Below are 16,111 nucleotides of genomic sequence, written 5' to 3'. Positions count from 1 at the left end.
TCCTCTACTTTTTCAAAAATCTTTTATTTATCCGATTTTGATTTTCTTTCATTTCATTTTTATTTTCTTCAAACGATTTATTCGCGTAGGCAGGTCGAACTATAATAATAACATCATATCCCTCTTCAAAGGTAAATACGTCATCTACAATACTACGAAGTTGTCTTTTTACTTTATTTCGACAAACCGCATTTCCTAATTTTTTGCCAACACTGATTCCGACTCTTGCATGGTCCAATTTTCGTTTTTGAAAATAACAAACAAATGACGACGACTTAACAAATTGTCGATTCTGGATGATGGAAGAAAACTCATAGTTTTTTAATACACGAAACTCTTTTTTCATGTCATTTCCCTATCCAGACAAAAAAATCACCTAGCAGGTGATTTCTATGCGGATAAAACCTTTCTGCCTTTCGCTCTTCTTCTAGAAAGAACGTTACGTCCACCAACAGTTGCCATACGAGCACGGAAACCATGAACTTTTTGGTGTTTTCTCTTACTTGGCTGATATGTTCTTTTCATCTTGATTACACCTCTCAGTCTTTTCTTCTTCTAAATTTTCAAATAAGATTGCTCAAACATTATAAACATAAAATAAAATGATTGTCAATAAAATAATTATCACATATGCTTACTTTTCAATATTTTATATGCTTTTTGTGTTAAACGATACATGATTGGATAAATTGGTATATCAAATTCACCAATAAATTCATTTATTGTTGGATTGAAATTGTCTTTGAATTTTGTTAATCCATCATCCAAAGTTCCTTCTACGCCACCCATATTACTCCATTGACATCCTCTTTCAAATGCCCATTTAAAGTTTTCAACATATTCTTTATATTGTGGCATGAACTTTTTAAATCTTTCATCCATTCCTGCATATAACATTTCACAAGTATTTCCATATTGAATACTAAGTATTCCTGCAATTGCAATGTCTTGATCTTCTTGCCCAAATTCTGAAAATATTTCTTTAAATTCTTTTATATCTTTATCTACACTTCGCAATTGATCTTCTAAACGATGCAATTTCTTTTTTGCATTTCCACAAGTTTGAGCAATTTCCTTTTCAAGTTTTCCCTTTTTTATTTTTGCATCTTCATTTATTTGCATCTTCATTTAATTTATATACATTACATGTAGCTAAGAAGATAACGCCTCCTTCAGGATAATTTTCTAACAACGTCTTAAAATAGCCTTTATCTCTTAGCGCAACTCCTTTTCTTGATTTCGCCAATTCTACAAGTCGGCTAAATTCATCTAGTAATTCACCTTGTCCATGAATAATTTGAACATTTCTACGGTCTGCATCCTTTATTAAACGTTTCGTATGTTTTGGCAATGTTTCGTCTATATTTTCATATGAATATACGTTCGATTGAAATCTTGGCTGCACTGTATCCGCAATACTTGTCGTATATCCTTTATGAATAGCTTTACAGCTTTTAAATGTATCTAAATATAATTCTGTTTCCTTATATCTATTTATATTATATGATTTTGAATCATAATCATTAACATGAACAGCTGGATCAAATTTAATGAAGATACAATGATCTTTTTTAGCTAACTTTTTTAATTGATCAAAATAATATTGAACAAGCTCTTTATCCTTATAATCCATGATTGGACCTCTAGTTGACGTACTCTCATCATTAAAATGACGAGATTCTCTTTCTCAAAATGCGAGAAATGGAGCATCGCAAAGCTTTCAGCATGGTTCTAGACCTTGCATATAGTCTTTGCATAGCTCTTGTTTTTCGAGCATTTCCAATCCATATGGACTGTACTTTGTATACTCATACTACATCCAGCAGGGCTTACGCCTAAGACCTGAACTAGATGAGGGATTCTTTAAGCTAGAATCCAAAGCAGTGTTTCATTGTGTGTCCACATTTTTTCATTTTTAGAATCAATGTATCCTGCATCTTGACAAAGTGTGGAAAGTCAAGATGGCAGGTTTTAAAATCAGGTGCAGTCAATGTATCGTCCGTATGACAAATTAGAAAGGCAGAATATAAATCTCTTTGTACTTTATGTCCTTCAATCGTTTTAAATCTTTCACTTAAATTAGGTTTGATGTATTCACCTGTATCATGGTGAAGTTGTGAAGCACGATATTGATGAATATCTATTTCATAGTATGGAATTCCATACTGTGTTGCCTTTGTTTTTAAATCGGCCTGCATAAGACCTGGAGAACGGTTCTTGATGGAGTGTCCATAACGTTTCTTACGTTTGTATTTACGCACCATTTTCAAAGAACCGTCTTTTTGTTTAATAGCCGTTGCCTCATCTTTACGCTCTGTCTTCTTTGATTTCTTTTGAAGAGCCTTGAAATTCATTGGCTCAAGGATGAATTTGCTTGTGTTCTGAACGACTCTGTTGATAAAGGTATGATGTGAAGTCTTAATGTAAGCAGACTGTTTTCGATAGAGCACGCGTATCTGCCGTTTCAGACGTCTGCATCTTCTTGTTGTCTTCCATTTATGTTTTCCCTTTTTGACTGTACCATTCTTGTTATAGTTTTCTGGATTATGTTTTCGCATAGAGGCATCCACCAGATTCTGCTTATGGCGGATCTCTTTTTCATATTTGGCTGATTCTGGAGCCAATTCTTCCAGATGGACCTCGTTGTTTGAGACTGTCGCAATCGTTGATGTTCCAAAGTCAACGCCTGTACGATGTCCGCCATCTTTTGACAGCTTGATTCGTTTTGGTGCATCACCTCGAAGTGTGATCACTACATAATATTTGAATCCACTGTTGAATTCGATTCTCTTTAAAAATGAATAAACAACATCTTCTTTTAAATCAACAGATGAAATGATGTTTTGAATATATTCATTTTTTGGGACACGAACTTTAAAATAGTGCTTCATAAAACATATGGTATCCCATCTTGAAAGACGTACACCTGTTGCAGCACATTTTTGTTTGATACAATCGAAACTGTTGTATCTTCGATAATGAAGATGACGCCCATCCTCAAAAAGAACTTTTTCCACTCCCTTATATACAGCTTCAGCTTCTGCCTGTGCCTGATGAGAGTTGATGTAGTTCTTGTATTTCTTTTGTTCTTTGGATACGAACTTACACAAAGAAGTCTTCGTAAGATTATACTCTTTTTGTTTAATACACATGATATTGGACAACTCTTTTTTCTTCTTCTTTTCAGAAGCTGACAATTCAGATACTTTCTTTTTAGAAAATTCAGCTTCACCATAAGCTTTGCGTGCACCCACATATTCTTTATCATGAAATAAAGCATTCAAACGGTTTGTAGCATATCGAACCAACTGATTATGCATCTGATTCGCATAGAAAAAAGACTTCGACAAAAAACGTTTCTCAGATCCACTTAGTTCCAATTGAAAGCGTACTGTATACATATCGAAATCTCCTCTTTTGTGACGTATTCTACGTATATATTATATCATGGTTCACGTATAGAAACAGCTGAAAACCAGTTACATACGTCATTCATCTCATGATTAAAGTCACGAGCGTTCTGACTTCAACAGTAAATTACAATATTCATGATTTTTCACAAATTCATCAAATTCTTCTTGGTTTATATTTTTAAAAAATAAATACGACATATCAAATTCCATCCTTACTTGGACATAATAGATAGTCGTACTTAAATCATCCTTAAATTATTTGTGTTTTGTGTTTCTTTCTTTGATTTTTTTATAAAATTTAAATGCTACATTATATAGTAATGAATTTACTGGAATATCAAATTCTCCAATATATTCATTGATTCTTGGATGATAAATTTCTTTAAAATCCACAAGTCCTCCTTTTAGAGTTCCTTCAATTCCGCCCATATTACTTGTATTACATCCAAGTTCAAAACATTTTTCCATCGTTTTATACCAAGTTAAATATGGTCCCATTAATCGTTTGAAATCTTCATTCATACCTGCATATAGAATTTCTGATGTATGTCCATATTTTACAGTTAATGTTCCACAGACACAGACTGTTTCTCCATATGTTTTTACATCTTCTTCATATTTGCTGATTTTCTTTTCTAATGAATCTTTTAATTCTTCTAATGTGAAACGTTTTTTCTTTGCGTTTTCCGGACAATTATCTAAATCTAATAAACATTTTTCATATCTTTCCTTAGTTTCATTTAACATATCATGGATATGGAAATATGCTAATGTGATAAATGCATCATCCTTATATGTGTCTAGAAGCAATTCATAATATTCCTTTGTTCGTAAAGAAATGCCTTTTCTTTCTTCTGTACATTTCATAACTTTGTCAAAATCATCTAATAGTTCTTTATGTCCAAATTGAATATCCAAATTTTGTTTCTGAGCTACTTTGATATTCTTTTTCCCTTTTTTAGATAAACTATCCATGCCAAAATCATCCGCATATTCAACCATATTGTATCTTGGCTGAACGGTTGTATCAAAGTCCTTATTGAATCCATAATGAATTGCTTTACATGCTTTAATATTTTCAAACTCTTCCTTATAATTAAATTCTTTTCTTTCTTCATCTAAATGGAAACTAGAAACTAAAATACTAGGATCGAATTTTATAAACAAGCAATGTTCTTTTTTGGCAATTTTCTTTAATTCTGTAAAATAATAATTTAATAATTCTTTATTCTTAAAATCTAAAATTGGGCCTCTTGGCAAATAGAACATTGAAAAAGACAAAGGCAATGGACGAATCAACACCAATCCAGCTGCTACTAATTGTTCGTTTTCATATACTCCAGTATAAATAGGTTTCCAATTATTTTTTATATTTGCCCAGTTATAGCTTTGAAGTAAATTACAACTAGGATGATTTTCTACAAAGTAATCATATTCATTTTTATTTATATCCGACTTAAAAATATACATATACTTTTATACCCCTTTATATTCCTGTATGCATTATAGCATTTTATTAGTTTTACACAAAATGGTCTATAAATTATCCACATATAATACATATGGATATGTGTGTTTTCAAATTCCGTTACGATGTATACAGTTAAATTGTATATAAATACATAAGTTATACAGTGGATAAAGGTAAGTGTTTTTTATACTCTGTATAACTATGGAAAAGTGTTTTATATGCTTTATTTTAGAATGATTCTCGATGTATTTAATATGAATATAAAGTGAATTATCCCGATTTTATTTATTTTTTTTACACATTTATCCCCATGTGTATATTTTATTTCCACAAATAATAAATGGGGATAAGTGTAAAAATCGTGTATAATAATACTACTGCAAGGAGGTTTTACTATGTCTACCATGTCTTATGCATCGATATGGAATGAAACTTTACAAAAAATTCAAGAATCCAACTATTTTGATAGTAATACATTTAATTCATGGATTTCTAAAACCACTCTATTTAAAATAGAGGATAATATAGCTTATGTAGCTTATCGTTCGACCATTACTTTCAGTATTTTAAAGAAACAAAAAGAAAAAGATCTATTTGAATCTACACTGAGTGAAGTTTGGGGAGATACTTTAACCATTCAATATATTCATCAAAGAGAAATGGAAAAGATGATGCCTGAAGAGGTGGTTAAACAAAGAACGAATGTTTTATTAGAAAACAAATTTAATCCTTCGTATACATTTGAAAACTTTGTCGAAGGAAATTCGAATGCGGAAGCGTATGCCGCATGTTTAGCGTGTTGTACTCAAACAACTTCACATCTTTTTAATCCGCTTATGTTATATGGAAATTCTGGCTTAGGTAAAACACATTTACTTCATGCGATGGGAAATTATTTAGCTAAGGAACATCCGGAGTGTAAAGTCATCTACATGTATAGTGGAGATTTAGTTTCCTTATTAATAGAGGCTATGAAGACTAAAAATGTCCATGGAAATACTGTGGAAAGAGTCAAAGAACAGCTTTTAGATTGTGATTATTTTTTAATTGATGATATTCAAAACTTACAACAGCACTCAAGTAGCCAAGAAATCTTTTTTACCGTATACAATCAATTGATTCAGAAAAATACACAGATCATTATCACAAGTGATATGCATCCTAGCGAAATCAGTGGTTTGCAGTCACGTTTGATATCACGCTTCGTTTCCGGATTAACCATCAGTATTTCTAAGCCTGAATTTGAAACAAGTAAAGCTATTTTAAAGAAGAAGATAGAAGGGCGCGAAGAAAGTGTAAATATGAGTGAGGATGTTATTGATTATTTAGCTGGTAAATATTCAAATGATGTCAGAAATCTAGAAGGTACCTTAAATCGCTTGATTTTTAATGCAACTTTATTCAATCCAGATGTAATTGATATGGATTTTGCACGTAAAGTATTAGTTAAAGAGCCGATTGTATCGCAATCGGATGAATTAACCATTAAAAAAATAAAAAAAGCTGTTACACGCTTTTATGGCTTATCATATAAGGATTTAGAAGGAAAATGTCGCCAAAAATTCATTGCGAATGCACGTCATATCTGTGTTTACTTATCTAGAGATTTGCTTCATAAGTCTTATGTATCGATTGGTCAAGAATTGGGTGGTCGAGATCATACGACAATATCGAGTTCGTATGAGCGTGCTAAAAAATTGATTCAAAAAGATGAAGCTTTTAAGACGGCTGTTGAAAAAATACGTGGTACTTTGGATTCTTGATTTATACACTGTATTCCTCATGGAATCCACATACAAAAAATAACAGAAAAACATGTATTTTAAAGGGTCTGTGCAATTTTTACACACTTATACAGTCGCTTATATTATAATTAATATATAAATATATTAATAAAAGGAGGATTTTATGCATTTTTCAATTGATCGAAAATATTTTTATGAGAAACTATCTATAGTTTCTAGAGCTATTAGTGTTTTTTCTCCATTACCTGCATTATCAGGTATTTGTATAGATTTAAAAGATGATTCTATGACTTTAACGGGTAGTGATTCAAATATCTCTATTCGTACTGTCATTGTTCCTGGTGAATTGAATAATTTGGATATTGAAGAAGAAGGTTCAATTATTATTGATTCTAAATACTTACTTGAAATTGTTCGTAAATTAGATTGTAAAAATATTGAAATTGAAGTTATTGATTATTCTTTAGTTCGTATTTCAAGTGACAATGGACAATTTAATTTAAATGGTATTCGTTCCAATGAATATCCAGATATTGATTTTACACAACCAAATCATCATTTTGTATTAAAGGCAACGGATTTAAAATCTATTGTTTCTCAAACAGCCTTTGCATGCAGTGATAAAGATCAACGTCCAGTTTTAACGGGGGTTAATTTTAATTCTCAAGGCAATATGTTGTATTGTTCAGGAACAGATTCTTATCGTTTGGCAAGAAAGACGATTGAATTAAACTCAAGCCAAGATTTTAATATTACGATTCCTAGTAAATCTTTAACGGAAGTGGTTCGTTCCGTTTCTGATGAGGATACTATTGATATTTTTGCAGATTCTAAAAAAGCACAATTTGTATTTGATAAAACAATTATTCAAACTCGTTTGATTGATGGAACTTTCCCAGATGTACAAAGAATCATCCCAACTAGTTGTGTTTCAAAAATGTTAGTGGACTCATATGAAATTGCCGGTACTATTGATCGTACAAACTTTATTCGTAATGACAAGGTACATTTAATTAAATTGGAGTGTTCACAAACTGAAACGCATGTTAAGACGTATTCTAGTGAAATTGGTAACTCGGATGAAGTTTTAACAAAATGTGAGTATGAGGGTGAGGAAATCTCATTAACATGTAATGGTACTTATATGTTGGATGCGATCAAAGCATTAGGTTGTGAAAAGGTATTGATTGAATTTTCTGGTTTTATGAAACCAATCAAGGTATCGAATCCAGAAGATGCGTCAGTGTTAATGATTTTGGTGCCAATTCGTAGTTATGATTAAAGAAAATGCCGTTTAAATTCGTTTTAAACGGTTTCTTTTTATATCGGTATCTCTGTACGCATAGATATTTATGAGGTTTTATGATATAATTAGAGTGCGAAAAGAGGTATTTTCATGGAATTTGAATTAAGAGATGAGTATATTACATTAGCACAATTGCTGAAAGCTTGTGACGTTGTTTATAGCGGTGGACAGGCTAAGGAATATTTAGCAAGCATGGAAGTATTAGTAAACGGCGTTAATGAAAATCGTCGCGGAAAGAAAATCTACCATGGAGATATTGTAGAAACTAATGGAATAAGGATCGAAGTGAAATGAATGTTGAAAAACTGACATGTTTTCATTTTCGCAATTATGAAACCATGTCTTTTTCTTTTGCACCTAAATGTATTCATTTTTTATATGGTAAAAATGCACAAGGAAAAACAAATTTAATTGAAGCCATCTATTTTTTAAGTCATTTGCGTTCATTTCGAACAAATCAAATGGACAGTATGATCATGCATGGATGTAATGAATTCTGTGTTCAGGCAACGGTAGAATCCAATCATAGAAAAGAAGAATTGAAAGTGATTGTGGATCATCAAAAAAAGCATTTATTTCGTTTTCAAAATTCGATTAAGAAATATTCAGATTTTATTGGAATTGAAAATGCCATCTTGTTTTGTCCAGATGATTTATCTTTATTTACTTCATCCCCAAAAAATCGGAGGCGATTTATTGATTTGGAATTGATGAAGTTATCAAAAACTTATACATCTACGTTGTCTTCTTATCAAAAGCTTTTAAAACAAAGAAATCAGGCTTTGAAGCAAAGTAATGTAGATGAGTGTTTAGTACAGATTTATTTGGATCAAATGATAGAAGTTCAAAGTGTGATTATCAAACAGAGAAATGAATTTCTAAATTCTTTGATGAATAAAGCGCGTGAGCTTTATCCTTTCTTTTCAAATGAAAAGGAAGAAATTGGTGCAAAATACATGACTTTTATTCCTATAGATCAGGATATGAAAAGTCACATGAAAGAAGCATATGATAAGGTTTTTGAAAAAGAAAAAAGATATCATCAAACTTTGATTGGAATTCATAGAGATGATATTTTGTTTGAATTAAATGGAAAACTTGTATGTGAAGTTGCAAGTCAGGGGCAAAAAAGAAGTTTTGTTTTGGCACTTAAGTTAGGTTTGGCTCAAATTATTTATGAAAAGAGCGGGCAATATCCAATCTTATTGTTGGATGATGTATTTAGTGAACTGGATGATTTTAGAAAGCGTCAGTTAATTGAAAAGCTTCCTAGAGATATGCAGATTTTTATAACAACAACAGAAAGATTAAATATGAAATGGAATCGTGAAGTACGATTTTATGATATAGAACAAGGGAGAATCAAGGAGGTCTTAAAATGAGTCAGGATGAATTACAAAAAGAGATTCTTGAATTTGAAGAATTAGAATCACAAGCTACACAAGTAGAACATTCGTATACTGCGGATGATATTCAAGTGTTGGAAGGGTTAGAAGCGGTTCGTTTGAGACCAGGAATGTATATTGGTTCGACTTCGGCTCGTGGACTTCACCATTTGGTTTGGGAAATCGTAGATAATGGTATTGATGAGGCATTAGCTGGATTTGCGAATCGAATTGATGTGACAATTGAGCCTGATAACATTATTGCGGTACGTGATAATGGTCGTGGTATGCCAGTTGGTATTCATGAAAAGACAGGAATCAGTGCTGTTGAAACAATTATGACAGTATTACATGCCGGTGGTAAATTTGGTGGAGGCGCATATAAGGTTTCCGGAGGTTTACATGGTGTTGGTGCTAGTGTTGTTAATGCGTTGAGTGAATGGTTAGAGGTAACTGTTTATCAAGATGGTAAAATTTATTTTATTCGTTTTGAAAATGGTGGGCATGCGGTTGAGCCTTTAAAAGTTATTGGTGAAACAACTGAAACGGGAACTTTGGTTCGTTTTAAGGCGGATCCACAGATTTTTAAGGATACAACAGTTTATGATTATGAAATCTTAAATTCTCGTTTGCGTCAGCTTGCTTTCTTAAATAAAGATATTCGTTTAACTTTAACAGATAAAAGAACGCCAGATGGTCAAAGTAATGACTATAAATATGAGGGTGGAATTATTGAGTATGTTCAATTCTTAAATAAGAATAAGAGTACAATTAGTGATAAAGTTATTTATGTAGAAGGATTGCAGGATGGAATTCTTGCAGAAGTTGCTTTGCAGTATAATGATGGCTATCAATCAAGTATTTATTCATTCTGTAATAATATTCATACGCATGAAGGTGGATATCATGAAGATGGTTTTAGAATGGCTTTGACTCGTTGTATCAACACATATGCGAAAAATAATAACATGATCAAAAAGGATGAGACTTTATCTCAGGATGATGTTAAGGAAGGTTTGGTTGCGATTATTTCAGTGAAGCATCCAGATCCTCAATATGAAGGACAGACAAAGACAAAATTAGGAAATAGTGAAGTTCGTAAGATTGTTTCAAATATTGCTGGAGAACAGATCAATCGTTTCTTCTTGGAAAATCCAGATGTAGCTAAGGCTATTGTGGAAAAAGCAGAAATCGCAAGTAAGGCTAGAATTGCGGCTAAAAAGGCTCGTGAATTAACACGTCGTAAATCTGCATTGGATGGTATTAGCTCGTTACCTGGTAAGTTAACGGATTGTTCAAGTAAAGATGCAAGTGAATGCGAAATCTATATTGTCGAAGGTGATTCTGCCGGGGGCAGCGCGAAACAAGGTCGTGACGCGAAAACACAAGCAATTTTACCTTTGCGTGGTAAGATTTTAAATGTTGAAAAAGCTAGAACACATCGTATTTTTGAAAACCAGGAAATCCGTAGTATGATTACTGCTTTTGGATGTGGTATTCAAGAAGATGTAGATGTATCTAAATTACGTTATCACAAGATTGTTATTATGACCGATGCCGATGTTGATGGTAGTCATATTTGTACATTGATGTTGACGTTCTTATATCGTTTTATGAAGCCTGTTATTGAAGGTGGATATGTTTATATTGCACAACCGCCTTTATACAAGGTGCAAAAAGGTAAAAAGATTGCCTATGCATATAAAGAGCAGGAAATGGATCAGTTGCGTGAAGAATTTAAAGAAGGATACAAAGTTCAGCGTTATAAAGGTTTAGGTGAAATGGATGCAGAACAGTTGTGGGAAACAACTATGGATCCACATCATAGAGTATTGAAACGTGTCACGATTGATGATGCGATGGAAGCGGACAGTGTATTTGATATGTTGATGGGTGAGGATGTAGAACCTCGTCGTGAATATATTCAGGAAAATGCTGTATACGCTAATTTGGATTACTAGTAGGAGGTCCTTATGGAAGAAGAAAATAAGCGATATGACTATGTAGAAGATGTTGAAATATCCAAAGAAATGCGTACAGCCTTTCTAGATTATTCAATGTCTGTTATTGTTTCACGTGCATTACCAGATGTTCGTGATGGTATGAAACCTGTTCATCGTCGTATTTTGCATGCGATGAATCAATTGGGTATTACTTCGGGAGTAGCACATAAAAAAAGTGCTCGTATTGTTGGTGAAGTTATTGGTAAGTATCACCCTCATGGTGATACAGCTGTATATGATGCGATGGTTCGTATGGCCCAAGATTTCTCTTATCGATATCCATTAGTGGATGGTCATGGAAACTTTGGTTCTCTAGATGGAGATGGTGCTGCGGCAATGCGTTATACGGAAGCTCGTATGTCTAAAATTTCTATGGAAATGATGCGAGATATTCAAAAGGATACAGTTGATTTTATTCCAAACTATGATGGTGAAGAAAATGAACCGGTTGTGCTTCCTAGCCGTATTCCTAACTTATTGATCAATGGTGCTGTGGGTATTGCGGTTGGTATGGCAACAAACATTCCACCTCACAACTTATCAGAAACAATTCAAGCTATTTTTGCGGTAATGGATGATCCAGATATTACAATTCCTCAATTGATGGAAGTCATTAAAGGGCCAGATTTTCCTACTGGAGGAATCATTTTGGGTCGTAAAGGTATTCGTCAAGCCTTTGAAACTGGACGTGGCTCAATAATGATTCGTTCTAAGTATCGTGTTGAGGAATTATCAAATGGAAAGAAACAAATTATTTTCTATGAAATTCCTTATCAGGTCAATAAGGCAAACTTAATTACTAAGATGGCTTCTTTAATTCGTGATAAAGCGATTCAGGGTGTTACTTATTTAAATGATGAAAGTAACCGTGAAGGTATTCGTATTGTAATGGAGTTAAAGAAGGATGCACAAGAAGAAGTAATTTTAAATCAGTTGTTTAGATTAACGCCACTTCAAACTTCATTTGGTATCAATATGTTGGCACTTGAAAATGGTCGTCCTAAACAATTGCCATTAAAAGATATTATTCATGATTATATTGATCATCAGGTTGATGTAGTTGTTAGAAAGACTCAGTTTGAGTTAAAGAAAGCGCAAGATCGTGCACATATCTTAGAAGGTTTACGTATTGCGATGGATCATATTGATGAAGTTATACATATGATTCGTAGTTCTAAAAAGGATGAAGCTGGTTTATCTCAAGATTTATGTGATGCGTTTGGATTGAGTATGATTCAAGCAAAAGCAATCTTGGCTATGCAATTAAGAAGATTATCTGGATTAGAAAGAGATAAGATTGAAAATGAATATCAACAATTATTGTTGACAATTGAAGATTTAAAGGATATCTTGGCAAATCATGATCGTGTTCTTCAAATCATTCGTGATGATTTAACTGAAATTGATCAGAAATATGGTGATGAAAGAAGAACCGAAATTAGTGATGCTTCCGTAGATATGGAAGATGAAGATTTAATTCCAGTTGAAGATGTGATTATCACTTTAACAGAGTCAGGGTATATTAAGCGTCAGCTTGTAGACACATATCGTGCTCAAAATCGTGGTGGTCGTGGAATCAAATCATTAACATTAAATGAAGAAGATTCAATTGATACAATGATTTCAATGTCGACACATGACTTCTTATTGTTGTTTACAGATAAGGGTCGTGTATATCGATTAAAAGGATACAATGTTCCTAGTGGCTCTAGAACTTCTAAGGGAATTCCAATTGTGAATTTAATGACTTTGGAAAAGGGCGAAAAAGTAAATGTTCTTGTAGCTGTTCCTAAGGATGATGAAAGTGAAACATTATTATTTGTCACAAAGAACGGTATTGTAAAACGTACATCTGTATCTGAGTTTGAAAATATCAATCGTAATGGTAAGATTGCGATTAGTTTAAAACCAGATGATGAATTACGTTTTGTGAAATTAACTACAGGACAAGATGAAGTAATCATTTCAGGATCAAATGGTAAAGCTGTTCGATTCAATGAAGATCAAGTTCGTATCATGGGACGTAGCGCAAGTGGTGTATTAGGATTCAATTGTGATGGCAGTGAAGTTGTAGGTGCTGCACTTTCAAGCGAAGGAGATACAGTTCTTGTTGTTTCTGAAAATGGTTATGGTAAGCGTAGTAAGTTCGAAGATTATCGCTTGACTTCTCGTGGTAAAAAAGGTGTTAGTACAATTAATATCACTGAAAAGACTGGTAAGCTAATGTGTATGCGTGCGGTTACTGGTAAAGAAGATGCGATGATTGTTGCCAGTGATGGTATTATGATTCGTGTAGCTTTAGAGAATGTAGGAATCTACGGAAGAAATACACAAGGTGTAAGATTAATCAACTTAAATGGCGATGCGAAAGTAACGCGTATGACATTGGTAGATCATGAAGAGCCTGAAGAAGAATCAGAAGAAAACACAGAAGAATAAAGCATATAAGGAGTAGAATTATGATTTCACTCCTTTTTCATATGATAAATCAGATGGAATTAAGCTAAATGAGATGAATATATATATGAATGTAAAGATATAAGAAAAGAAAACAATATGACATAAATGGAATTAACAGAAAAGATTTATGATAGATATAAAACTATTCGTCGGTAGGAACATGAAATTGGCTATACAGATATTCAATTGTTACCTTCCCTAGTAGAATTGATGTAAAAAAGTTTAGGAAGAAGTCATAAATAGTATTCGCAATTTAGATGTATATATAAAAGTAATGTTTTAGACAAGATAAAATCACCTTGGTATGTATGATCTTTGTTGCGGCATGTGTTTATGTTTCTGGTCATGGAAATATTATTGGTTCTTTGTGCATTGGAGCTGTTTTCGCATTGTCAGTGATTGGCTTATATTATTTGTATTATGATAATTCAACAAAACGAATTTATGCCTTCTTTTCTCTATTAGGGTTACTTTTGTTTATTCAGTTTTTAATATTTATGGGAATGGATTATAGATGGATTTCTTATATTTTGACACTCTATATCTTTGTGATATTGAATATGATTTGTAGATAAGTTGAATCATATGACAAATCCGATTTGATGAGGTTAATTCACAGAATAAGAGGTTGACTTTAGCTTTATTTTAATGGTATAAATGTGTTGAAAACAAAGATAAGGATAAGTAGATTATTTCATTTATGAATTAGAGACAGTATGGTTGGTGAAAATACTGATATGAATAATTGAATAGCACCTTAGAGTGATCAAATGAAAAGGAGTAGTTTGATCCGGTACATACCGTTATCATGTTAAGAGATCATATATGTATATATATGGTAAAAAGGGTGGCAACGCGAGACATCGTCCCTTTATGGGTGCGAGTGTCTCTTTTTTTATGCAAGGAGGATATCATGCTAGATATGAAATTTGTCCGTGAAAATCCGGACATTGTCAAAGAGAACATTAAGAAAAAGTTCCAAGATTACAAATTACCTTTAGTTAATGAAGTGTTGATGGAGGATAAAGAACTTCGTCAAACACAGCAGCATGCGGATGATTTACGTGCGAATCGTAAAAAGATTTCTAAAGAAATCGGTAAATTAATGGGTCAAGGCAAAAAAGAAGAGGCTGAAGAAATTAAGCAACAAATGGCTGAAATTGCCCATGAATTAACAGCTTTAGAAGAAAAAGAAATCAAATTAAGAGAGTCTGTAACAGAAAAAATGATGCAGATTCCAAACATCATTGATGATAGTGTTCCTATTGGAAAAGATGATAGTGAAAATGTTGAATTAGAAAGATTCGGTGAACCTGTCGTTCCTGATTTTGAAATTCCTTATCACACTGAAATTATGGAACGTTTAAGTGGCATTGATTTAGATGCAGCTCGTCGTGTAGCTGGAAATGGATTCTATTATTTAATGGGAGATATTGCTCGTCTACATTCAGCAATCTTAAATTATGCTCGTGATTTCATGATTGATAAAAAAGGATTTACTTTTGTTATTCCACCATATATGATTCGTAGTTCAGTTGTGGATGGTGTAATGTCATTTGCAGAAATGGAAGGCATGATGTATAAAATCGAAGGTGAAGATTTGTATTTAATTGGTACAAGTGAACACTCTATGATTGGTAAATTTAAAGATACAATTCTTGAAGAAAAAGATCTTCCATATACATATACTTCATACTCACCTTGTTTCCGTAAAGAAAAAGGTGCTCACGGTATTGAAGAACGTGGTGTATATCGTATTCACCAATTTGAAAAACAAGAAATGATTGTTGTTTGTAAACCAGAAGATAGTATGGAATGGTTTAAAAAATTGTATATGAATACTGTTGAATTCTTTAGAACATTAGATATTCCAGTACGTACATTGGAATGCTGTTCAGGTGATTTGGCAGATTTAAAATGTAAATCAGTGGACGTTGAAGCATGGTCTCCACGTCAAAAGAAATACTTCGAAGTTGGAAGCTGCTCTAACTTAACAGATGCTCAAGCACGTCGTTTAAAGATTCGTGTTAAGGGAGAAAATGGTGAGAAGTATTTTGCACACACATTAAACAACACTTGTGTTGCTCCACCAAGAATGTTGATCGCATTCTTAGAAAACAATTTACAAGAAGATGGATCTATCTTGATTCCAGAAGCTTTACAACCTTACATGGGTGGTAAAAAGAAAATTGGTTAATCCTTAAGGCTGTCATTTGACAGCTTTTTCTATTGCGAATTGAAAATGGATTTGATATAATCCCGTTTTCGACAGTTATATAACGCAACAATGAGCGCAAACCTTTTGTTTAAAGGCCTTACGCTCATTTT

14 protein-coding genes and 1 other annotated feature are annotated in these 16,111 nt (G+C 32.8%); of the genes, 8 read left to right on the top strand and 6 right to left on the bottom strand.

From position 1 onward, the window contains the following. Nucleotides 1–4: 4 nt before the first annotated feature. From rnpA to Q0E86_RS02130, 6 genes are all read right to left on the bottom strand, one after another. Nucleotides 5–346, bottom strand: coding sequence for a ribonuclease P protein component (gene rnpA, locus Q0E86_RS02155; RefSeq protein ID WP_118325504.1), 342 nt, complete (start codon nt 344–346; stop codon nt 5–7). Nucleotides 347–390: 44 nt separating this feature from the next. Then, complete coding sequence (rpmH, locus tag Q0E86_RS02150; RefSeq protein ID WP_003865695.1) at nt 391–525, bottom strand: 50S ribosomal protein L34; 135 nt, start codon at nt 523–525, stop codon at nt 391–393. Nucleotides 526–624: 99 nt separating this feature from the next. Continuing rightward, entirely contained in the window at nt 625–1,128 is a 504-nt protein-coding gene (locus Q0E86_RS02145; RefSeq protein ID WP_295754298.1) for a peptidoglycan bridge formation glycyltransferase FemA/FemB family protein, read from the bottom strand. Beyond that, nucleotides 1,109–1,633 carry a peptidoglycan bridge formation glycyltransferase FemA/FemB family protein gene (locus tag Q0E86_RS02140; protein ID WP_295754297.1) on the bottom strand — a complete coding sequence of 175 codons (525 nt, stop codon included), beginning with the start codon at nt 1,631–1,633 and terminating at the stop codon, nt 1,109–1,111. The genes Q0E86_RS02145 and Q0E86_RS02140 overlap by 20 nt, the downstream gene beginning before the upstream one ends. Before the next feature lie 235 nt (nt 1,634–1,868). Then, on the bottom strand, nt 1,869–3,401 hold the full coding sequence (locus Q0E86_RS02135) for a hypothetical protein (protein ID WP_295754296.1): 1,533 nt from the start codon (nt 3,399–3,401) through the stop codon (nt 1,869–1,871). Between the two features lie 267 nt (nt 3,402–3,668). After that, the gene (locus Q0E86_RS02130; RefSeq protein ID WP_295754294.1) at nt 3,669–4,883 is read right to left on the bottom strand and encodes a peptidoglycan bridge formation glycyltransferase FemA/FemB family protein; all 1,215 of its coding nucleotides are present in this window, start codon (nt 4,881–4,883) and stop codon (nt 3,669–3,671) included. A gap of 396 nt (nt 4,884–5,279) precedes the next feature. Between Q0E86_RS02130 and dnaA the strand changes: the two genes are divergently transcribed. The 8 genes from dnaA (at nt 5,280) to serS (ending at nt 15,980) form a co-directional block, all read left to right on the top strand. Continuing rightward, complete coding sequence (dnaA, locus tag Q0E86_RS02125) at nt 5,280–6,647, top strand: chromosomal replication initiator protein DnaA (protein WP_295754293.1); 1,368 nt, start codon at nt 5,280–5,282, stop codon at nt 6,645–6,647. Between the two features lie 145 nt (nt 6,648–6,792). Next, nucleotides 6,793–7,911, top strand: a complete 1,119-nt coding sequence (gene dnaN, locus Q0E86_RS02120; RefSeq protein WP_295754292.1) for a DNA polymerase III subunit beta — start codon at nt 6,793–6,795, stop codon at nt 7,909–7,911. A 114-nt stretch (nt 7,912–8,025) separates the two neighbouring features. After that, nucleotides 8,026–8,229 (top strand): S4 domain-containing protein YaaA, encoded by a 204-nt coding sequence (yaaA, locus tag Q0E86_RS02115; RefSeq protein WP_295754291.1) that lies wholly within the window; start codon nt 8,026–8,028, stop codon nt 8,227–8,229. Continuing rightward, a complete protein-coding gene (gene recF / locus Q0E86_RS02110) occupies nt 8,226–9,317 on the top strand; it encodes a DNA replication/repair protein RecF (protein ID WP_295754290.1) in 1,092 nt (363 codons plus the stop codon). Before yaaA ends, recF begins: the two co-directional genes overlap by 4 nt. Continuing rightward, complete coding sequence (gene gyrB, locus Q0E86_RS02105) at nt 9,314–11,281, top strand: DNA topoisomerase (ATP-hydrolyzing) subunit B (RefSeq protein ID WP_295754288.1); 1,968 nt, start codon at nt 9,314–9,316, stop codon at nt 11,279–11,281. The genes recF and gyrB overlap by 4 nt, the downstream gene beginning before the upstream one ends. A 12-nt stretch (nt 11,282–11,293) precedes the next feature. Next, a complete protein-coding gene (gene gyrA / locus Q0E86_RS02100; RefSeq protein WP_295754287.1) occupies nt 11,294–13,762 on the top strand; it encodes a DNA gyrase subunit A in 2,469 nt (822 codons plus the stop codon). 329 nt (nt 13,763–14,091) lie between these two features. After that, a complete protein-coding gene (locus Q0E86_RS02095) occupies nt 14,092–14,358 on the top strand; it encodes a hypothetical protein (RefSeq protein ID WP_295754286.1) in 267 nt (88 codons plus the stop codon). Nucleotides 14,359–14,445: 87 nt separating this feature from the next. Beyond that, nucleotides 14,446–14,657, top strand: a binding site (T-box leader). 39 nt (nt 14,658–14,696) lie between these two features. Continuing rightward, a complete protein-coding gene (serS, locus tag Q0E86_RS02090; protein WP_295754285.1) occupies nt 14,697–15,980 on the top strand; it encodes a serine--tRNA ligase in 1,284 nt (427 codons plus the stop codon). Nucleotides 15,981–16,111 lie beyond the last annotated feature (131 nt).

The organism is uncultured Holdemanella sp. (genome assembly GCF_934754935.1).
GTDB lineage: Bacteria > Bacillota_I > Bacilli_A > Erysipelotrichales > Erysipelotrichaceae > Holdemanella.
The sequence above is the reverse complement of the archived record's forward strand: the minus strand, read 5'-3'. Positions and strand labels throughout refer to the sequence as shown.